Here is a 22,021-nt window from a genome sequence, read left to right as displayed (position 1 = left end):
TATGTAAAATATAATCCCCGTATCTTTGCAAAAATTTATTACCGTTGAGTAAGCAAACCATTGTAAACTATTACCAAAATGCTACAAAGGTAGCTTTGGTACAACAGGCGCTACAACAAGATAAACACCATTTTCAACTTTCGAATTTGGTCGGCTCTTCGTTGTCTTTTGTCATATCCGAAACTTTTAAAACTGCCGATAAACCTTACTTGTTTATTTGTAACGACAAAGAAGAGGCGGCTTATTATTTAAACGACCTTGAGCAATTACTTGGAGAGAAAAACGTACTCTTTTATCCGGGTTCGTACCGTCGTCCATATCAAATAGAAGAAACCGACAATGCCAATGTATTGTTGCGTTCGGAAGTACTCAACCGAATCAATTCTCGTAAAAAACCTGCGATAATTGTTACCTACCCAACTGCACTTTTTGAAAAAGTAGTGACAAAAAAAGAGCTGGAAAAAAACACACTGAAAGTTACCCAAGGAGAAAATCTATCACTTGATTTTATTAACGAAGTGTTGTTTGAGTACAATTTTAATCGTGTAGATTTTGTAACTGAACCCGGAGAGTTTTCGGTACGTGGAGGAATTGTAGATGTATTTTCATTTTCAAACGATGAACCCTACAGAATTGAATTTTTTGGTGATGAGGTAGACAGCATCCGAACATTCGATGTAGAAACACAATTGTCAAAAGAGAAATTCTCGAAAGTGAGCATTATGCCAAATGTTGAAAACAAGGCATTGCAAGAATCACGCGAAAGTTTCTTGAAATACATTTCTGCAAAAACAGTTCTGTTTGTAAAAAACAAAGATTTACTCACTGGAAATCTTGATAAATTTTTCCGCAAAGCGGAAGTAGAATTTGAAAAGCTGTCGAAGGAAGTTCAGCATTCAAAACCATCAGAATTGTTTTGTAACGGAACTACTATTGCAAATCAACTTAAAAACTTTACAGTTGCCTATTTAGGAATTGGACGTCATGCTGAACTTGATTCAGCATCTCATCAAGAGAAGAGTTCTGTTTCGCAGTCGAGTGAGACCCTGAAACAAGTTCAGGGTGACATTTCGTTCGCGGTTCGCTCCCAGCCTTCTTTTAACAAACAATTCGATTTGTTAATTGAAGATTTAAATGTGCATCACAGCAAAGGATACACCAACTATATTTTCTGTGCGAATGAAAAACAAGCACAACGTTTCCATGATATTTTTGATGACGCCGATGAAGAGGTTCATTATGAAACGGTGGTTTTCCCAATTTATCAAGGATTTATAGATGAAGATCAGAATATTGTGTGTTATACCGATCATCAAATCTTTGAACGTTATCACAAATTCCGATTAAAAAATGGCTACGCTAAAAAGCAATCCATCACGCTAAAGGAACTAACCAATCTTGAAAAGGGTGATTATGTAACCCACATCGATCACGGAGTTGGACGCTTTGCAGGATTGCAAAAAATTGATGTTGACGGAAAGAAACAAGAAGCGATTAAGTTAATCTATGGCGATCGCGATATTTTGTATGTGAGTATTCACTCGTTACACAAAATTTCCAAGTTCAATGGAAAAGATGGAAAGGCTCCAAAAATATTTAAGTTAGGTTCAAATGCTTGGAAGAAAATCAAGCAGAAAACCAAAACTCGAGTTAAAGAAATTGCCTTTAACCTAATTCAGTTATACGCAAAACGTAAGTTAGAAAAAGGATTTGCTTTCGGTCCAGATACGCATATGCAACATGAGTTGGAAGCAAGTTTCTTATTTGAAGATACACCAGATCAATTTTCCGCAACGCAAGATGTCAAAGCTGATATGGAAAAAGATCAACCGATGGATCGCTTGGTTTGTGGAGATGTTGGTTTTGGAAAAACAGAAGTTGCCATTCGTGCCGCATTTAAAGCCGTTGACAACGGAAAACAAGTTGCTGTTTTGGTACCAACAACGATATTAGCCTTTCAGCATTTTAAGACGTTTTCAGAGCGTTTAAAACATTTTCCTGTACAAATCGATTATCTGAACCGTTTCAGAACTGCAAAACAAAAGAGAGGTGTTTTAGAAGGGATTTCAGACGGATCTGTAGATATTGTAATCGGAACGCATCAGTTAACCAACAAAAATGTTCAGTTTAAAGATTTAGGTTTACTGATTATTGATGAAGAACAGAAGTTTGGAGTTGCCGCAAAAGATAAGTTGAAAACCATCAAGGAAAATGTAGACACATTAACCTTAACGGCTACGCCAATTCCAAGAACATTACAGTTCAGTTTAATGGCTGCGCGTGATTTATCTGTAATTAAAACGCCACCACCAAACCGTCATCCGGTAGAAACAAATGTGGTGCGTTTGTCTGAAGAAATTATGCGCGACGCAATTTCCTATGAAATTTCACGTGGAGGTCAGGTTTTCTTTATTCACAACCGAATTGAAAATATCAAAGAAGTAGCCGGAATGTTGCAACGTTTGGTTCCTGCTGCAAAAATCGGAATCGGACACGGACAAATGGAAGGGAAAAAGTTAGAAGAATTAATGCTAGCTTTCATGAACGGTGAGTTTGATGTGTTGGTTTCTACTACGATTATCGAAAGTGGATTGGACGTACCAAATGCAAATACAATTTTCATTAACAATGCCAATAACTTCGGATTATCAGATTTACACCAAATGCGTGGACGTGTTGGTCGATCGAATAAAAAAGCATTTTGTTACTTCATTACGCCTCCGTATCATATGATGACGGAAGAAGCGCGTAAACGTATTCAAGCTTTAGAAATGTTCTCTGAATTAGGAAGCGGATTAAACATTGCCATGAAAGATTTAGAAATTCGTGGTGCTGGAGATTTATTAGGAGGAGAACAAAGTGGATTTATCAATGATATTGGTTTTGACACCTATCAGAAAATCTTAAAAGAAGCAATTGAAGAACTGAAGGAAAACGAGTTCAAAGATTTATATCCAGCTGATGAAAATACGGGTCCGAAGGAATATGTAAAAGAAGTTCAAATTGATACTGATTTTGAAATTCTATTCCCTGATGATTATGTAAATAACATCTCAGAACGTTTGAATTTATATAAGCAATTGAGTGATTTAAACGAGGAAGAAGAACTACAAACCTTCGAGAAGAACATTATTGATCGTTTTGGAGAATTCCCAACACAGGTTCAAGATTTACTAGATTCTGTCCGAATCAAATGGTTAGCAAAATCATTAGGATTAGAGAAAGTAATTTTAAAGCAAAAACGTTTGGTAGGATATTTTGTGTCAGATCAACAATCGGATTTTTATCAAACTGAAGCATTTACTAGAATGTTGAAGTATGTACAGCGAAATTCGAAAAGCTGTGTAATGAAGGAAAAACAAACCAAAAACGGATTACGATTATTAATCACATTCATAAAAATTGATTCCGTTAAAAAGGCATTGGAGACTTTGGAAAAAGTTTAAAAATGTAAAAAGATTTCCGAGTTGGCAGGAATGACAGAAGTGGATGATATTGTCATTCCCATGAAAATGGGAATCTAAATAAAAACTCTGTTTTAAAAATAGTATCTTTTGGTACTGTTTATGATGTAAGAGAGCTGATTTTAAAAAGTTAGGTAAATGAAACGAATAATTATTCTTCTTTTTTTGTGTTTAGTAAACTTCGTTTACGGGCAACGATTGTCGTTTAACATTACGAACGATTCTATCGATAGTGAGTTTTACCTAACTAAAATCAACAATGAAATTCTAGAAACCATTACTATTGAAGCTTTGAATTTTAATGTTGACATCAACTTTGAAGATGGATATTATTTTCTTCAAAAGGAAGATGAAAAAGTACTCTTGTATTTAAAGAAAAACGATGAGTTTTCTATTTCTTTTGATGCCGATAATTTTCAAAAATCACTAAGTTTTACAGGAAAACGAGGTGCAGGAAGAAATACCTATATGCATAGTAAAAATGCTGAGCTTTTAGATAAAGACGGAAATGCAAAACCGTTTCATCCAAAAGAGTTTTATGAAGGAAATGAAAACCAATATTTAAGTCGACTTGATCAGTATTACAAAGGTTTTTATGGAACTTTGTTTGGAAGCGGATTCGATGAAAGTTTTGTGAATGAAGAATCTAAGAATTTGCAATATGGATATTATCTAGACATTTTGAAATTCGAGATAGCGAAAAAGCATTATGAGTATACAGATAGTATTCAAGTTTCAGAAGCATTTTTAGCACCGTTAAATAGCATACATTTCGATAATCAATTGTTTTCTGATACATACGAATCGTATAACAAATTGGCCGTTTTAAAATGGCAAAAAGATATTGAAGCAACTAATGATTATCCTGTAATGGAAGGAATCGTTGCTTCTATTAGAACTGAAGCTATTCAAAAAGGATTGTTGGAGCGATTGTATGAAACTATGTCTAAAGACGAACCGAGCAGAATGCGTGCTTATTTAGATTTCATTAAAGCCTACTCTAAAGACAATCGATTGATTGCAAAAGCAAAAACGAGATTGGCCGAAATTCGTCAAGAAGAATCGGTTAAAAACCTGTCTCGATTTAGTTATTTAAACACAAACGGAGAAGAGATAAAATTAGCCGATTTTAAAGGAAATTATATTTTCTTATACATTTGGGCGTCTTTTTGTAAAGATTGCGTAAATGAGTTTAAAAACATCGAAAAATTAAGAGATAACTTTGAGGACAAGAACATTATTTTCGTTGGCGTATCTGTAGATAAAAAAGAAGACTTTGAAAAATGGTCTGGAATTGTGAAAGATTCAGAACTCAAAAAAACAGCATTACAGTTATTCTTTGATGGAACACGATCTAAGATTGTAAAAGCTTATGATATTTCTTCTATTCCTGCATTAATAGTTTTATCTCTAAAAGGAGAAAGAATGGAAATCGATATCAAAGAAGTAGATTCAAAGAAAACCCAACGTCAATTACGAAAGCTTTTTGATGATTAGGTTAATTGACTTAAAGAACTACAATCGTCATTAAGACGAGGTAAAACGACCTTTATATTTTATTGTCATTCCCGCGGAGGCGGGAATCTTAATCTAGCATTTAAAAAGAAAGAGAATTATATGAACTAAGTTGTAAATATTACTATCTTTCGCCCTTAATTCATTAAAAAATAATTCCTTGCAAAACAATTATTTAGATAAACTTCTAGGGTTAATAGTTGCTACATTTTTTATCAGTACTTCAGGTGTTTTAGGAAGATATATAAGCATGCCTTCCGAGGTTATTATTTTCTTTAGAGCCACTTTTGCGATGATTATTTTGTTTGTCTTTTTAAAATACAAACGAGTTAATTTCAAACTCAAATCGAGTAAACATCGGTTACCGTTTTTAATTGCAGGTGTATTTATGGGCGTACATTGGGTAACTTACTTTTACGCATTGAAACTCTCTAATGTTGCAATCGGAATGTTGTCTTTATACACATTTCCAGTAATGACAGCTTTTTTAGAACCTCTGTTTTTGAAAGTAAAATTCAATCCAATTTACATTGTTTTAGGTATTTTAGTTTTACTTGGTCTTTACATTTTATCACCTGATTTGACATTTGAAAGCTCCACAATTCAAGGAATATTATTCGGATTAGTTTCAGCATTGTGTTATTCAATTCGAATATTAATATTAAAGCAATACGTACATCAATACAACGGCGTATTGTTGATGTTCTATCAAACTATAATCATCAGTATTTGTTTACTACCAACGTTGTTTTTTATGGACATTTCTGGATTCCAAAGTCAATTACCATATTTACTGCTTTTGGCCTTTTTAACTACAGCGATTGGTCATAGTTTAATGGTGTATTCTTTACAGTTTTTTACGGCGTCAACCACAAGTATTATTAGCAGTATTCAACCGATTTTTGGAATTATTTTGGCGTATATATTTCTTAGTGAAATTCCAACCTTAAATACTTTTTTAGGTGGAGGATTAATTTTAGCAACTGTAGTTATTGAAAGTATACGCAGTAAGAAAGGATAGTGAACTTTAACTTCTGATTAACAACAAGAATTCTGTTTTTTGTGTTCCTTTATAAAGAACTAATCGACATGTTATGAGATACTTTTTTTTCCTTTTGACTATTGTTTTTTTAGGTTGTCAGGCGAAAGAACAACTTCCTACTTCAAGTGAAATATTAGCAAAAAGTATTGGTATTCACGACCCAAATGGTAATTGGGAAAAAGCTAGTTTTTCAATTTACATTCAAGAGCCACGAGTTGGAAATGCAAAACGATTTTCAGAAGTGAAAATGAATAATCGTGAAAATTCTTTTGAGTTGAAAAGAAATAGAGACGAGCATATTTCTACTCACATTGTTCAAAAAGATGGAAGGCTACTTACCTATCTGAATGATCAAGTGGAAACCGATTCACTTTTAGTTAAAAAATACCGATTACAACCTGAAAGAAATACTGGATATCAAAGGTTTTATAATGTTTTATTAGGATTACCAATGTCGTTGCAATCGGACGGAGTTATAGTTTCCAAAGATGTGGTAGAAACTACCTTCAATAAAGAAGAATCATACAAGTTGAATGTTATTTTTAATAAACCACTATTCTCTAAACATTGGAATGTTTTTATTGCTAAAAAAAGCGATAAAATTATAGGACTAGAAATGGTTTTTCCAGATGATCCAACCAAAGGTGAACGATTAGTTTTTGAAGGAGAATTTCAAATATCAGATGATATTAAAATTCCAAGGATAAGACATTGGAGAGAGTTAGATGACACGTATGCTGGAAGTGATATTATTCTAAAAAGTTTATAGTCGAATAAGTGCATTAAATAAGTGAACTATCGTGTAGAAACATCTTCATAATTTCTACGAACAAAATCTAGGGCACTTTCTAAAACTTCACCCATATTTTTACTCTTTTTAAAAGAAATATCACGGGTAAATTCGTAGACCTGCATTTTTAACTTTTCGATGTTGTCATTTGTTGAAATCTCATCGTTTTTCATACAGAAAACTAATTCGTCAATACGATCTTCAGATGACAAAATACGTTTAGCAACAATAGATCTTTCCTCCATTTTATATTGCTCTATGGAATTTTCTAAAAGCTTCTCTCCTACTAATTTCACCATTGGAAAATTTTCCTTGAAGAATTGCGGATAATACACTTTAAATTTTCCTTCAAAACATTGTTGGTCAAAATCTATTGCTCTGATTTTATAAACAACACTATCAAAATCATGCGTAGGAACAATTACATAATTGTAAGAACGCATATCTCCTAGCAAACGAATCATACAACGTTCGTTAAACTTTACAAACTCTTTTGCAATTTGTGATTTTTCAGGTTCCGAGCAATTGGGTAAAATCTCTTTAATAAATGTATCTCCAGGAATTCCAGCAATGTGCTCTTCAATAAGTGTGTCTTTATATACTAAGAAGTTCAAGTTATAAGGAGATAAAATATGTTCGAGTTCTAAGCCATAAACACGAGAAGCATCGGTTTTCTTTACGTAAAAATAGGTGTAGTTGTCATTTAAAACATTACGAACTTTTACACGAAATGGTTTAGAATTTCCGAAGGTACAATAGTCAACAGCATCAATGTTTAAATACTGAATATTGTCTTCATTTCCGTTGGAGTGTAAAATATTGTAGACCTTTTTTAAACTCAAATCTATTTCTTCTCGATCGAAGTCTGAATAATATACACGAACCCAAAGTGTATCTTCGTCATTTTTATCGTACACTACTACAGATCCTTGAAATCGTAGTAAGTCTTCATAAAAAATTGGGATTTTAATGTTCCTGCTGTGTTCAATCAAATATTCATTTAAAAAATGATTGATTGGAAACGCAGGTTTCTTCTTCGACATTAACTTTTCTTCGGAATGCATGAGTGGGTCTTTTTTCAAATGTAAGCATTTAAACGAAGATTTTTGGAATAGAATTTGTTTCCTGTAAAGGAAAACTACACTACTATGAAAAACTATAAAATTAGCATTCCAGAACCTTGTCATGAGAATTGGAAAGAAATGACTTCTGTTGAGAAAGGACGTTTTTGTAAATCCTGTGCTAAAACAGTTATTGATTTCACTAAAAAATCACCTGAACAAATTCAGGAATACTTGCAACAAAATCAGGGCAAACGAGTATGCGGTCATTTTTATAAAAAGCAATTGGATAGTATAGTTGTTGAATTACCTAATACCATTTTTGAAAGAGAATTATCCTTTCAAAAGATGTTTATTTTAATAGTTTTAGTGGTAATGGGAACCAGTTTGCTGAGTTGTAAAACTGAAGGTAAAACTCAGAAAATTGAGAAAATAATTGTGAAAGATTCTATGGAAACAACTGATAAAACCATAGACGGTTTGTTCTCAATTATACAAATGGATTCAACTATAAAGAAGAATGAAAAGAATATCAAAATACCAGAAAATGATAACACTATAACAGTTTTAGGAGCACTACCTCCACCACCTAAAACTACGGGAATTATAGTTGAAGTCACAGGTGAACCAGTTCTTGAAGAATATGACGAACCTCATTATTTTTCACTTATTGATAAAGTTCCAAGATTTAAAGGAGTTGTTAAAAGAGCTAATGAATCTTGGGAGGATAATTTTGAAAGAAAAATTAAGGAATTTCTAGTTAAAAAACTTCATGCCGAGTCATATCAAAATCTTGGATTATCTCCTGGAAAAAGGAAAATCTTCACCCAAATTGTAATAGATAGTTTTGGTAATGTTGAAAAAATAAGAGTAAGAGCTCCTCATCCAAAATTAAAAGAAGAAGTGCGATCAATATTGATGAAACTTCCTCAATTCATTCCTGGAGAAAATGATAATCGACGAGTAAAAGTCAAGTATAATTTACCTATAAATTTGATGATTGAGTAGGTTAAACTTCAAACATTTTTCCTGGTAGAGATTTTACAGCTCCTTTTAGTTCCATTTGAATTAATACAGATGACAATTTGTATACAGGAATCTCGCAGTCCATTGCAATAACATCCAATAACTGCTTGCCGTTGTTTTGCAAATAATCGTAGATTTTTTGCTCTTCAAGGTTTAAATCAATAAATAGTTTGGGTTGAATAATTTCTTGTTGTTGTGGAACATCCCAGTTCAACATTTTTACAATATCATCAGGAGAATTCAGTAAATGTGCTTGATTGTTCTTGATTAAATTGTTGCAGCCTTTACTGTAGGCATCATCAAATCTTCCTGGTAAAGCAAAAACATCTCTATTGTATGAATTGGCAATATCGGCAGTTACCAAAGAACCTCCTTTTTCAGCCGATTCGATTATAATTGTTGCTTGTGAAATTCCAGCTACAATCCGATTTCGCTTCAAGAAGTTTTCACGAAACGGTTTTTCTTTATGCCAAAACTCTGTTAGAAATCCACCATTTTCCATTACACTCCGCATATATTTCTTATGGACTTTAGGATACAAATCATCTAGCCCGTGAGCCAAAACAGCAAAAGTTTGTAGGTTGTTTTCAATTGCGGCTTTATGAGCACAAATATCAGTTCCATAAGCAAAACCACTTACAATTATTGGATTATATGCAGCCAAGTGTTCGACTAAATCATTACAAAAAGACCTTCCATAATTAGTTAAGTTTCTAGTTCCTACAATAGAAATTATCTTTTCTTGATTCCAGTTTACGTTTCCATCATAAAACAATAACAAAGGCCCATCAACACAATGTTTTAATCTACTGGGATAATTTTCATCAAGAAAATAAGTGTATTTAATAGCTCCTTTTTGAATGTAATTCATTTCATGTTCTGCCTGTTCTATAATCTCAATGTTTTGAAGTTGTTTCACAACAAACTCCCCGATTCCATCAATTTTTAAAAGAGACGATTTTTTCTCTTTAAAAATCTGTTCAGCAGAGCCAATAACACGAATTAATTTTTTAGCAATAATGTCACCCACATTAGGTGTAGCTTGCAGTTTGAGTACTGCAAATAATTCTTCTTCTAGCATGTTCTTTTTTAATAGCATAGCGAAAGTACAACTTTTTTGTTTGATAAATTGGACTTTGGTTTTTTGAAATGACAAACAAAAAAACTAACTTTGTAGTTATGACATTGAAAAGCTATATACAAGATTTATTATATCGTTATGATTGTGTGATAGTTCCGGGATTTGGTGGTTTTATTGCCAATAAGATTGGAGCAACTATTGAAGGAGAGGTAATTTATCCTCCTGCAAAAAGAGTATCATTTAACGCACAGCTAAATCATAATGATGGATTATTCGTAAATCATGTAGCTTCAATTGAAAAGATTTCATTTAATGAAGCCAATGATAAAGTGGCTAAAGTTGTTGCTGAGTGGAAAAACCAATTAGAGTCTAATGCTCTTGTAATTGATGGTTTAGGTACATTAACAACAAATGATGAAAATCAATTAAATTTTGAGCCAAGTGGAAAAGTGAATTTTGACTTGAATTCATTTGGTTTGGCTGAGGTTTCTGATCTTACAAAGATTCCACAGGAAGAGGTTGTAGTAGACCCAAAAGTGAAAGTGTTAACTCCTTCGAACGAAGAAGATAAAAAAGTTGCAGGAGCAGGAAATTTCTTAAAGTATGCTGCTGGTGCTGCGATTTTAATTGCTGGAGTTTTGGGTGCAAATCAGTACAATCAAAACAACAAACTTCAAGAGTTTGCTAAAGAGCAAGATGCTATTGAGCAAAAAATTCAAAAGGCAACATTTGTAATTGACGATCAACTTCCAACGGTTAGTCTTAATGTTGCAAAAGAAAATAACTTAGTCCACATTATTGCTGGAGCTTTTCAGTTAGAGAAAAATGCTGAGAAGAAAATTAAGCAATTAAAGGCGAAAGGTTATGAAGATGCTAAAATCTTAGGTAGAAACCAATGGGGACTTACTCAAGTATCTGTGGGAAGTTACGCAAGTAAAGAAGCTGCAGATGAAGCAATTGAAACAGTAAGAAATGAGGTTTCTGCTGATGCTTGGATTCTAGTAAACGAAGAATAAGAAGAATAAACTTTTCTCTATTTTTAATACGACTTCTTGTTAGCTCTTTAAAAGAGCATTGTCTATCTTTGCCCAAAGTAATTATTGAAATTATTATTGATGAGAGCAAAGCATCCTAAAGAGTCATTAACTGTACTTACCGATTTAGTTTTACCAGGAGAAACAAACTACTTAGATAATCTTTTTGGTGGAGAGTTATTAGCAAGAATGGATAGAGCTTGTAGTATTGCTGCAAGAAGACATTCAAGAAGAATTGTTGTAACGGCTTCTGTAAACCATGTGGCTTTTACAAAATCTGTTCCAGTAGGAAGTGTAGTTACTCTTGAAGCAAAAGTTTCTAGAGCTTTCCGATCATCAATGGAAGTTTTCGTTGACGTTTGGATTGAAGATCGTCAGTCTGGAGAAAAAACAAAAGTAAACGAAGGGATTTACACTTTCGTGGCCGTAGACGAAACAGGAAAGCCTGTACCTATCGCGCAAATTGAACCAGAAACGGATTTAGAAAAAGAACGATACGAAGGAGCACTGCGCAGAAAGCAATTAAGCTTGGTTTTAGCAGGTAAAATGACTCCAAATGAAGCTACAGAGCTTAAAGCTTTGTTTGTTGGTTAGAACGGCTTATTTTATCGATTTCACCATTTTCAGATAACATTATTGCAATAGCTCGTGTTTTTTCGAATTGAGAGAACACGATAATCATTATTACCGTAATTGGTACAGAAAGGACCATTCCTGTAATTCCCCATATTTTTCCCCAAACAGCTAAGGAAAGAATGGTAACTAGTGGACTTAAGTTTAGTGATTTACCGAATAATCGTGGTTCGATAATATTACCAACTACAACCTGAATTGCACCAACGGCAATAGCAATAATTAAAAACGGAGTAAACTCACCGAATTGTAATAAGCTAAAAATTGCTGGAAATAATGTTCCTACTAAAGATCCTACAGTTGGAATGTAATTCAATAAAAAGATAAGAAATGCCCAAAATGGCGCACTGTCAATTCCAACAAAGAGAAGTACGAAGTAACTCAATATTCCCGTCAATAAACTAACGTATGTTTTTAAACGAATGTAGTTTGAAATAGAATCTTCAATCTTATCAATCATTGATTTTACACTATCATAATTATTCCCATTCGTTAGAATCATGTATAGCTTTTTGGTGAAGCTTTTCTCTTCTAAAAACAAGAAAAGAGCGTAGATGATAATCATAAATGTATCTCCTAATAAACCACTTACACCATTAGCAATATCGCCTAAAACAGATCCGTAATTAAAGTCTCCAACAACGGATTTTATGGAAGTCATAATATCTACATTCAAATAATTACCTAAATCGGTAATAATCTTTTCTACGTTAGGCTCGTATTTATCATAAGAATTAGTAACGTCAGTTACACTATTGGTAATAATTTCAGAAACGAAACCAAAAGCCAGGATGATTAAAGTAAATACAATAACGTTACTTAACCATTTAGGAATAAATCGTTTGGCAAATGGAATTTTATAAATACTTTTTCGAATTTCACGAGTAAAAAACCAAAAAATTAATGCAAAAATAAACGGAATTAAAATTCCTTTTCCAATAACAAGCACAGCAATAACTGCGATTGTTACAATTATAAAATTTGACGCTTTATTCATTTAGTTAGCTCTTATCCAGTCAGATGGGTTTAAACGATTTGTGTTTTTGAAAAGTACAAAAACTAGATCTGTTTTACCTGTGATTCGATCGGTAAATATTTTTCCTACAGAAGTTCCAGTAGTTATGGTTTGTCCTTTTTTAACAAAGACTTCTCTCAGGTTAGAATAAGTTGTGATATAATCTCCATGCTGAATCATAACACTTCTAGTTCCTTTATCTGACTTCGTTATACTTAACACTTTACCATTAAAGATACTTTTAGCAACATCTCCTTGTTTCCCACGAATATGAAGTCCTGTACTGTTAATGGTAATCGATTTAAAAGTTGGATGAGGTTGCACACCAAATTTTCGTGTTACAACACCGTCTAATGGCCATGGTAAGTTTCCTTTATTTTGCTCGAAGTTGGCTTTTAAAGCTTTTTCTGCTTTACTTAATAATAACTCTCCTTTTTTGGCTTTTCCTTTTTTACCTTTATTGGCTTTCGCAATGGCTGCTCTAATGGCTTTATCTATCTTTTTAGCAACGGCTTTTTCTTCACGTATTTTCTTCTGAAGTTGCTTTTTATACTTTCCTTCTTGTGTTTTTATTTTAGTTACAAGAGTTTCTTGCTCTTCTTTTTCGTTTTCAATTTTTTTCTTCTGAGTCTTCTCTGTATTTATTAAAATCTTTTTCTGATTCTTTCTTTTGGTTAAAGAATCATTCAGTTTTTTAATTTCTGCGGTTTTGGCAATAACACGCTGTCCTTGTTTTTTTCTAAAACTCTTGTATTGCTCAATATATTTTATTCGCTTGTAGGCTTGTAAAAAGTTTTCAGAAGACAGTAAAAACATGGTCTTACTTTGTTGCGATTTACTTTTGTATGATTTAAAAACCATTGCACCGTAATCGGCTTTTAAATTGGCAAGCTCAAGATTATTTTGCTCAATTTTCTTTTCATTTAGAGCTATTTCCTTAGATAGTGTTTCATTTTCTAACTCAATAGTTTCTATTAAGCGCTCACGAACAGTAATTTTTTGACTTAAATCTTTTAAATCGTCTAAAGCGTTTGTTTTCTCCTTGTTGGTTTCAAAAAGTAAGTTATTAATCTTTTTGATTTCCTTATTCAGCTTTTTACGGCGCTTTTCTAGCTCTTTTCTAGATTGTCCATGTACTGACACTCCTAAAAAGAGAAAACTCAAAAAAGATATGTAAAAAAGACGTTTCACTATAGTTCAATTTCTTTATAACCTGACGGTATTTTAAATGGCATTACTAGCTTTTTATTAAACTCAACTGAACGTAAGTTTAAATCAATATTAGTAAATTTATTTTTTTCTTTGGCTTTGATTTGAATTTTTTCCGGATACAAGTAGTCGTTCTTTTCTATATAACTAGGATAAAAAACATCTAATCGTTGATTTTTTAAAGAGTTTACTACATACTGTTTGTCCACTTTAAAATGAGCAGGGTTTATGTGGTAAAAAATATCAAAAAGAGACAATTGATTTTTTGGAAATAACTTGTAAGCATTGTCTGCTATTTCTACTTCTTGCTTAGTTTTTTTCAAATTATAAATTGCCTGACCAAGAAGCAAGTTTTGTAACTGTGTAAAATTGATATCTACTCCAAGTAATTTCTTGAGCATTGCAAAATCTCCTTCGAAATAATTCTTTTTATAAGGAGAATAGAAGCTTACTTTTTCAGGAGTAATTTTAGCTTTAAAAATTGTGATGATTTTAGTTCCCTTTAACCAAATAACTTCGTCTTTAACCATTTTCATTTTTACAGAGAAACCAAGACTTTCTTTGGCGTCTTTGTAATTTACTTTAAGCTTAGCATCTATAGTTTTTGGAAACTTATTATTGTTGTGCTTTCTAATGATTTTTTTAGAAGACATTTCTTCAACTACACCAGTGCCTTCTGTAGCTGTTTTAGAGGATTTACATGATGCAAAAGCAAGTAATCCAACTAAAAGATAGCGATATAACTTCATGTGTTATTTACGTTTTTTTTGATATTTATTTACGTTTTTAGTGTCTCCTAAAGCTTTATATGCTTTAATTAGTTCAGTATAAAAACGCTTTTCTAATGATTTATCATCAATCACAAAATCAATACCATTTTGTAAACTTTCAATAGCTTTTTTAAATTGTTTGTTTTTATTTAACGCTTTTCCATTCATTAAATACACTATAGGTTGAGCAGGAAAGAGAGACATTCCTCGCTCACTATAATTTAATAAAAGCTCATTGTCTTCCTTGTCAAGTTCAGCAAGTAAATCGGTAAGCACGGAAAAAGACTTTTCTTTTTCAAAAAGCATTTTTAAATCTTTTTTACCGTTACTATTTGTCTTTACAGCAGTAGAATTCGATGCTTTTTTAGCTATGTTTTGCATACGTTTTCGAAGCGAACGTAATCTTGAATCTAACATTTTTGCTTCTGCAAGTTGATTCATCACTTCCATTGCAGCACTTCTATTGTTGTTTTGTAAATACAAGAAAACTAAGGCGCGCTTTTTCTTCGGGTGTTTTTCGGCTATTTTTTGCTGAACAATAATAGCATCATCAAAATTTCTGTTCTTCTTATGAATATTTACGATATGCTCAAGAATCCAAACGTTATCTTGTTCTAATTTCAAGGCTTTATCGCCATATATTAAAGCTTCGGGAAATTTATTGAGGTAATAATAGTTTTTAGACAACTCGAATAAAACAGCTTTGTTATTCGGAAGAATTTCGTTGCATTCTTCTAAATTATCAATAGCATTTTCGTAATTATCTATTGCTTTTTGAGTAATGGCTTCAAAGAAATGTTCTTCAAATTTGATCATTTTCTTCTCGCTGATACTCGACTCTAAAACAATACTATCTTGACCAAATGAAAAGTGAGCAATAAAAAACAGCAACAAACACCAATAATAAACATTGGTGTTTAAGTTGAATTTGTTTTTTATGTTATATAAGCTCTGTATAATCACCGATACTGATAGAGGTAAATTTTCCGTTATATTTTGCATAATTACCAATCATGGCATTGTCAAAACTAGCATTACTAATTTGAACATTAGTTTGGATTAATGAGTTGGTAATTGTAGCATTTTCTACTACACTATTCTCTCCAATTGATACATAAGGACCAATTTTTGAGTTCTTTATAACTACATTTTTTCCAATGTAACAAGGTTGGATAATTTCAGAGTTTTCTAAAACTACATCCGAAGACACTAAGTTATTTCCATCTGCTTTTTCAAACCCAAGTACTTGTTTATTTGTATCTACTGTTGGATCTTTTTTACCACAATCCATCCAAGCATTTACTTTTCCAGGTATAAATTTAGCACCTTGTTGCTTTAAAGATTCTAAAACATTTGTTAATTGATACTCGTTGTTTTCTTTTAAGTCGTTATCAATTAAATATTGAATTTCTTCTTTAAGTTTATTTCCGTCTTTAAAATAATAAATTCCGATGATAGCTAAATCAGAAACAAAATCTTTTGGCTTTTCTATAAAGTCAGTAATAAAACCTTCTTCTAATTTAACAACACCAAAAGCACTAGGATCTTCAACTTGTTTAACCCAAATAGCACCATCAGCATTTGTATCTAATGTAAAATCTGCTTTAAATAAAGTATCAGCATAAGCCACTACACAAGGCCCGCTTAATGATTCTTTAGCACAATAAATAGCATGCGCTGTTCCTAAAGCTTCTTCTTGAACGTAAACTGATCCTTTTGCTCCTAATCCTTTTGCAATTTCAATTAATTTGTCTTTTGTGTCAGACGGAAATCCTTTTTTTGCAGGCCCAATAACAAAAGCAATTTCATCAATTTTCTGATCAATTACTTTACTAATATCTTCAACTAATCGCTGAACGATAGTCTTTCCAGCAATAACAGTTAAAGGTTTAGGAGTTGTTAAAGTGTGTGGTCTTAATCTAGAACCAACACCGGCCATAGGAACAATAATTTTCATTAATTCTTTCTTTTGTTTTTCAGTGATGCAATATACTATATAATTAGGCGTAATGAAAAAGTTATATATCTTTTGGTACAGCCTCTATTAAAGTTCTAGTATACAGTGTTTTTGGGTTTTTGTAAAGTTCGTCCGCTTCACCTATTTCTTCTATTTTTCCTTGGTTCATCACTACTACATTGTCAGACATGTACTTAACTACAGATAAATCATGTGAAATAAACAGGTAGGTAAAACCATAGTCTTTTTTAAGAGTATTCAATAAATTTATGACTTGAGCTTGTACTGAAACGTCCAAAGCCGAAACGGATTCATCACAAATGATAAATTTTGGTTGCAAGGCTATAGTTCGAGCAATACCGATTCGTTGTCTTTGTCCGCCTGAGAACTCATGAGGAAAACGATAAAAATGTTGAGCTTCCAAACCAACTTTTTCAAGTATTTCTAAAACATATTCTTTTCGTTCTTTGTAAGATGAAAGAATATTATGAACCTTCATCGGTTCAATTATAGCTTCACCAACAGGTATTCTAGGGTTTAAGGATGAAAATGGATCTTGAAATATAATTTGAATCTCTTTTCGTAATGATTTCAGATCGCTTTTATTTAATGAAGTAATGTCTTTGCCTTTGTAGATTATTTGTCCCGAAGTTGCTTTCTCTAGTTGTAAAATGGTTCTTCCTAACGTTGTTTTTCCACAACCAGATTCACCAACTAGTCCTAATGTTTCTCCTTCATAAATAGAAAAAGTAACATCATTAACTGCTTTTACAGAAGATGAATTCCCAAATAAATAACGTTTTGTAATAAACTCTTTTTTTAAGTTTTTGATTTTTAATAATGGAGGCTTATTGTAAATCTCTTGATGATATTTTTCTCGTTCTTCTGATGCTTCAATACTGAAATCAACAGAGTCATTTATAAAATCTTCAACAGTGGGTAGTTTATTAAATCGTTTATTAGGATTTGGTCTAGAGTTAATTAAGGCACGTGTGTAATCCTGTTTCGGACTGTTAAAGATATTTTTTGCATTTGCGTATTCTATTACTTTCCCTTTTTTCATCACTACGACATCGTCAGCAATTTCGCTAACCAAATTCAGATCATGAGAAATAAAAAGAACACTCATTTTTGTTTCTTGTTGCAGTGTCTTTAACAGATGAATTATTTCTTTTTGAACAGTTACATCAAGGGCAGTTGTGGGTTCGTCAGCTATTAAAAGCTTTGGTTTTAATGCAATTGCCATAGCGATCATAACGCGCTGTTTCTGACCGCCACTTATTTGATGCGGATACGATTTATAAATTGCTTCTGGCCTAGGAAGTTTTACCTTCTCAAAAAGACTTATGATTTCATCCTTGATTTCAGTTTTCGATAGTTTTGTGTGATTTTTAAATACTTCGTATAACTGATAACCACAAGTTAAACTTGGGTTCAAAGAGGTCATTGGTTCTTGAAAAATCATAGAAATTTCATTTCCTCTAACTCTCAGAAAATCTTTATCACTAAAATTTAAAATATTTTTTTCTTCGAATTTTATGGATCCATCAGTCGAAATTTCTGCTTTGGGAAGTAATCCCATAATACTCAAAGAAGTAATTGATTTTCCACTTCCGCTTTCTCCCACCAGCCCAAGAATACTATTGGGTTGAACGGTAAAAGACACGTTTTTAAGGATGGGTTTATTTTTAATAGAAACGGAAAAATCTTTAAGGATTAGCATTAATTAACTTTAAGATTACATATAATTCAACTAATATATAAGATGTTCTAAAAATCTGTATGAAATCAAACAATTATTTTGCTGTAAGTAAAAAAAAATTATATTTGGCACACTATTAACAAAATTTTAAGGTTTGTTTTAACATTTTTTAATGTGAAACGGCTTTAAGTTTTATTTAACTCAAAATAACCCTTCACAATGAGAAACAAGTACACTGCAAAGTTACTGCTTTCTGCTGGTTTGCTATTTCTAGGTAGCAACACCTTTGCACAAAGCGAGGAGCAGATCCAAAAAATTCGTAGTGAATACGATTTGGTAAAGCTTCAATCAATTCAAAAGAATTTAAAAACAAAGGAAAATCTTCAAAAGAAAGAAGCAATTAGAATTGCTCAACAAAAAGGTTGGAAAACAACTATCAAAAGAGAAGATGGAACTTTTATGGAACTTCAAAGAGTAGTTAATGGAAAGCCAATCTATTACACTACTTTTAATGTTGATGCTGCAAAATCAACAAGAACAGATCACTTACATTCAGGAGGATCTTTAGGATTAAATTTAATGGGACAAGGATTAACTGCCAACGTATGGGATGGTGGTGGAACACGTAACACTCACCAAGAATTTGATGGTGCTGGTGGAAATAATCGTGTTACTACAATTGACGGTTCTACATTAAACGGAAACAGTTTCCATGCTCAGCACGTTACAGGAACAATTGTTGCTTCTGGAGTTGTTGCGAATGCAAAAGGTATGGCACCTCATGCAAAAGCAAGAACGGCTGACTGGAATAATGATAAGTCTGAGGCAACTACAGAGACTGGTAACGGAATGATTATTTCTAACCACTCTTACGGTTTTGCTTTCAGAAATCAATTTGGACAAGTACAATTACCACAAAACTATTTTGGAGGATATATCGATGAATCTCGTGATTGGGATGAAATCTTATTTAATGCTCCAAACTATTTAATGGTTGTTGCTGCTGGTAACGATGGAAATGATAATACAGCTAACCAAAACCCAACTGGTGGATCTGGATGGGATAAGTTAACTGGACACTCAACTTCTAAGAATAACTTAGTAGTTGCAAATGCTCAAGATGCTAACATTGATGCAAATGGAAATTTAGTTTCTGTTTCTATCAATAGTTCAAGTAGTGAAGGACCAACTGATGATATGCGTATTAAACCGGATATTACTGGTAATGGTACTGGAGTTTATTCAACTTATGATAATAGTGATAGTGCTTATAATTCTATCACAGGTACTTCTATGGCATCTCCAAACGTTGCTGGATCGTTATTATTATTACAACAACACTACGGAAACTTAAATAGTGGTGGTTTAATGAGAGCTGCTACATTAAAAGGTTTAGCTCTTCATACTGCTGATGACGCTGGTGCTTCTGGACCAGATGCTGTTTTCGGATGGGGATTATTAAACACTAAGAGAGCTGCTGAAACTATTACAGCTAATGGAAATGGTTCTAAGATTGAAGAATTAACTTTAAATAGTGGTCAATCTTACACAATTACTGTTGATTCTGATGGAACAAGTCCATTATTAGCTTCTATTTCTTGGACAGATAGACCAGGTACTGCTAATAGTACTGTAAACTCTACTACTCCAGTTTTAGTAAATGATTTAGATATTAGAGTAACTAAAGGAGGAACAACTTATTTCCCATATAAGTTAACAGGTCCTACTACAAGTGCTCAACAAGATAATAATGTTGATCCTTATGAAAGAGTTGATATTAACGGAGCTTCTGGTTCTTATACAATTACTGTAACTAACAAAGGTTCTTTAGTAGGAGGAAGCCAAGCATTCTCTTTAATTGTAACTGGTGTAACTGGTACACCTGCAGTTTGTAACGCAACTACTCCAACAGGAGTTGGTGTAACTGGAGTTTCTCAAACAGGAGCTACTGTAAACTGGTCAGCTGTTGCTGGAACTACTTATGATGTTAGACATCGTCCAGTTGGAGGTTCATGGACTGTAAATGCAGTAACTGGAACTTCTTCAACTTTATCTGGGTTAACTGCCGGTACTCAATATGAAGTACAAGTACGTAGTAAGTGTCCAAACGGAACAAACTCGTCTTATAGTTCTACAACTTCATTCACTACTGCTGCACCTGCTGCATGTGAATCTTTACCATATGCTGAAAGCTTTGAAAATAATGACGGATGGACTCAAGTTTCTGGAGATGACGGAGATTGGGTAAGAGATAGTGGAGGAACACCTTCTTCAACTACTGGACCAAGTTCAGGAGCAGATGGGTCTTTCTATATGTTCTTAGAAGCTTCAACTAATAATAGTCCAGGACAAATTGGAAACAACGCTACAGCAATTTTAGAAAGTGGATGTTTCGATTTATCTGGAAAGTCTGAGGCTACATTTGCATTCAAAAACCACATGTATGGAACTAACATGGGATCTTTAACAGCTCAAGTTTCTACTAATGATGGATCAACTTGGACAAATGTTTGGACTCAATCAGGAAACCAAGGAAACCAATGGAATTCAGTTTCTGTTAATTTAAATAGTTACGTAGGATCAACAATCAAGTTAAGATTAGTTGGTACAACAGGAAATGGATGGAGAAGTGATGTTGCAATTGATGATATCGAAGTTACTGCTGTTGATGCAGGATCTGATACTCAAGCACCTTCAGCACCATCTAATGTTCAAGCTTCAAGTATTACGCAAACTACAGCTACAGTAAGCTGGAATGCTTCTACTGATAATGTAGGTGTTACTGGATATGAAGTATTCCAAGGATCTTCTAGTTTAGGAACCGTTACAGGAACTTCTGCTAACCTTACAGGTTTAACTGCAGGTACTTCTTATACAATTAACGTAAGAGCTCAAGATGCTGCTGGAAACGTTTCTAACGCAGGATCGGTTACATTCACTACTTCTAGTGATAACCCAGCTCCAACATATTGTACTTCTAGCGGAAGCAGAACTACTTATGAGTGGATTGATAACGTTGAGTTAGGTGGAATATCTAATGCTACTGGTGCAGGAAGCGGATATTCTGACTTTACTGCTCAAGTAGGAAACTTAGCGCAAGGAAGTACTAATACTATGATTGTAAGTGCTGGATTTAGTGGTTCTTCTTATACAGAGCACTGGGCAGTATGGATTGACTTTAACCAAGATGGTACTTTCGCAGATAGTGAAAAAGTAGTTTCTGGATCTTCTTCTAGTGCAAATAACTTATCAGCTACTGTAAACGTTCCTTCTAATGCTACTTTAGGTCAAACTAGAATGCGTGTATCTATGAAGTATAACGCTGCTCAAACGGCTTGTGAGAACTTTGGAGACGGTGAAGTAGAAGACTATACAATTAATATTACTTCTTCTACGTCTAGCTTATTTACTACGTTTAATAATACAAATGCTGACGTGTTAGGAAATGAAGCTGCGACTAGCTTTGTAGCATATCCAAACCCAGCTAAAGATGTAATTCAAGTAAGATCTAGTAATAGAAATGTTGGATTAACTTCTTATAGAATTATAAATACAATTGGTCAAACTGTTCAATCTGGAGAGTTAACTAATAATAGAATTAATGTTTCGCAACTTGGTCTAGGTATGTATATCTTAGAAGTTAATGACGGACAAAAATTATTCAACACTAAATTGGTTAAAAGATAGAAACCCTTCAATTTTTACTTAAACCAAAGAAAAAC

16 protein-coding genes are annotated in these 22,021 nt (G+C 33.0%); 8 read left to right on the top strand and 8 right to left on the bottom strand.

The genetic code is table 11. The features are described 5' to 3' along the window. Window positions 1-44: 44 nt before the first annotated feature. The 4 genes from mfd to ABNT61_RS11670 all read left to right on the top strand — a co-directional run bounded on the left by mfd (window position 45) and on the right by ABNT61_RS11670 (window position 6,790). Complete coding sequence (gene mfd / locus ABNT61_RS11685; RefSeq protein WP_348743344.1) at window positions 45-3,446, top strand: transcription-repair coupling factor; 3,402 nt, start codon at window positions 45-47, stop codon at window positions 3,444-3,446. 156 nt (window positions 3,447-3,602) lie between these two features. Continuing rightward, window positions 3,603-4,961 (top strand): TlpA disulfide reductase family protein, encoded by a 1,359-nt coding sequence (locus ABNT61_RS11680; RefSeq protein ID WP_348743343.1) that lies wholly within the window; start codon window positions 3,603-3,605, stop codon window positions 4,959-4,961. Window positions 4,962-5,139: 178 nt separating this feature from the next. Continuing rightward, window positions 5,140-6,000, top strand: coding sequence for a DMT family transporter (locus ABNT61_RS11675; protein ID WP_348743342.1), 861 nt, complete (start codon window positions 5,140-5,142; stop codon window positions 5,998-6,000). Between the two features lie 73 nt (window positions 6,001-6,073). Further along, window positions 6,074-6,790, top strand: a complete 717-nt coding sequence (locus tag ABNT61_RS11670) for a DUF6503 family protein (protein ID WP_348743341.1) — start codon at window positions 6,074-6,076, stop codon at window positions 6,788-6,790. Window positions 6,791-6,816: 26 nt separating this feature from the next. Here the strand turns inward: ABNT61_RS11670 and ABNT61_RS11665 are convergent, their stop codons facing one another. Further along, window positions 6,817-7,854: a hypothetical protein gene (locus ABNT61_RS11665; RefSeq protein WP_348710864.1), complete on the bottom strand. Its 1,038-nt coding sequence runs from the start codon at window positions 7,852-7,854 to the stop codon at window positions 6,817-6,819. Between the two features lie 105 nt (window positions 7,855-7,959). Between ABNT61_RS11665 and ABNT61_RS11660 the strand changes: the two genes are divergently transcribed. Further along, entirely contained in the window at window positions 7,960-8,880 is a 921-nt protein-coding gene (locus ABNT61_RS11660) for a hypothetical protein (protein WP_348743340.1), read from the top strand. A 1-nt stretch (window position 8,881) separates the two neighbouring features. Here ABNT61_RS11660 and dprA read toward each other — a convergent pair whose 3' ends face one another. Beyond that, on the bottom strand, window positions 8,882-9,979 hold the full coding sequence (gene dprA / locus ABNT61_RS11655) for a DNA-processing protein DprA (protein WP_348741536.1): 1,098 nt from the start codon (window positions 9,977-9,979) through the stop codon (window positions 8,882-8,884). A gap of 98 nt (window positions 9,980-10,077) precedes the next feature. On the opposite strand from dprA, the gene ABNT61_RS11650 reads away from it, so the two are divergent. Then, a complete protein-coding gene (locus ABNT61_RS11650) occupies window positions 10,078-10,995 on the top strand; it encodes an SPOR domain-containing protein (RefSeq protein WP_348741296.1) in 918 nt (305 codons plus the stop codon). Window positions 10,996-11,094: 99 nt separating this feature from the next. Next, on the top strand, window positions 11,095-11,607 hold the full coding sequence (locus ABNT61_RS11645) for an acyl-CoA thioesterase (RefSeq protein ID WP_348710867.1): 513 nt from the start codon (window positions 11,095-11,097) through the stop codon (window positions 11,605-11,607). Here ABNT61_RS11645 and ABNT61_RS11640 read toward each other — a convergent pair. From ABNT61_RS11640 to ABNT61_RS11615, 6 genes are all read right to left on the bottom strand, one after another. Further along, the gene (locus ABNT61_RS11640; protein ID WP_348724694.1) at window positions 11,585-12,643 is read right to left on the bottom strand and encodes an AI-2E family transporter; all 1,059 of its coding nucleotides are present in this window, start codon (window positions 12,641-12,643) and stop codon (window positions 11,585-11,587) included. The genes ABNT61_RS11645 and ABNT61_RS11640 overlap by 23 nt on opposite strands. After that, window positions 12,644-13,825, bottom strand: a complete 1,182-nt coding sequence (locus ABNT61_RS11635; RefSeq protein ID WP_348741297.1) for a murein hydrolase activator EnvC family protein — start codon at window positions 13,823-13,825, stop codon at window positions 12,644-12,646. 26 nt (window positions 13,826-13,851) lie between these two features. After that, entirely contained in the window at window positions 13,852-14,619 is a 768-nt protein-coding gene (locus ABNT61_RS11630) for a DUF4292 domain-containing protein (RefSeq protein WP_348741298.1), read from the bottom strand. Between the two features lie 3 nt (window positions 14,620-14,622). Continuing rightward, on the bottom strand, window positions 14,623-15,642 hold the full coding sequence (locus ABNT61_RS11625) for a hypothetical protein (protein WP_348741299.1): 1,020 nt from the start codon (window positions 15,640-15,642) through the stop codon (window positions 14,623-14,625). After that, window positions 15,581-16,597, bottom strand: coding sequence for a sugar nucleotidyltransferase (locus ABNT61_RS11620; protein ID WP_348741300.1), 1,017 nt, complete (start codon window positions 16,595-16,597; stop codon window positions 15,581-15,583). Before ABNT61_RS11620 ends, ABNT61_RS11625 begins: the two co-directional genes overlap by 62 nt. A gap of 61 nt (window positions 16,598-16,658) precedes the next feature. Further along, window positions 16,659-18,320: an ABC transporter ATP-binding protein gene (locus tag ABNT61_RS11615; RefSeq protein ID WP_348743339.1), complete on the bottom strand. Its 1,662-nt coding sequence runs from the start codon at window positions 18,318-18,320 to the stop codon at window positions 16,659-16,661. 198 nt (window positions 18,321-18,518) lie between these two features. Between ABNT61_RS11615 and ABNT61_RS11610 the strand changes: the two genes are divergently transcribed. Then, window positions 18,519-21,986 carry a S8 family serine peptidase gene (locus tag ABNT61_RS11610; RefSeq protein ID WP_348743338.1) on the top strand — a complete coding sequence of 1,156 codons (3,468 nt, stop codon included), beginning with the start codon at window positions 18,519-18,521 and terminating at the stop codon, window positions 21,984-21,986. Window positions 21,987-22,021: the final 35 nt, after the last annotated feature.

Source organism: Tenacibaculum sp. 190524A05c, from assembly GCF_964036595.1.
Classification (GTDB): Bacteria; Bacteroidota; Bacteroidia; order Flavobacteriales; family Flavobacteriaceae; genus Polaribacter; species Polaribacter platacis.
Note: the sequence above shows the minus strand (reverse complement) of the source record. Positions and strands in the feature narration are given on the sequence as shown.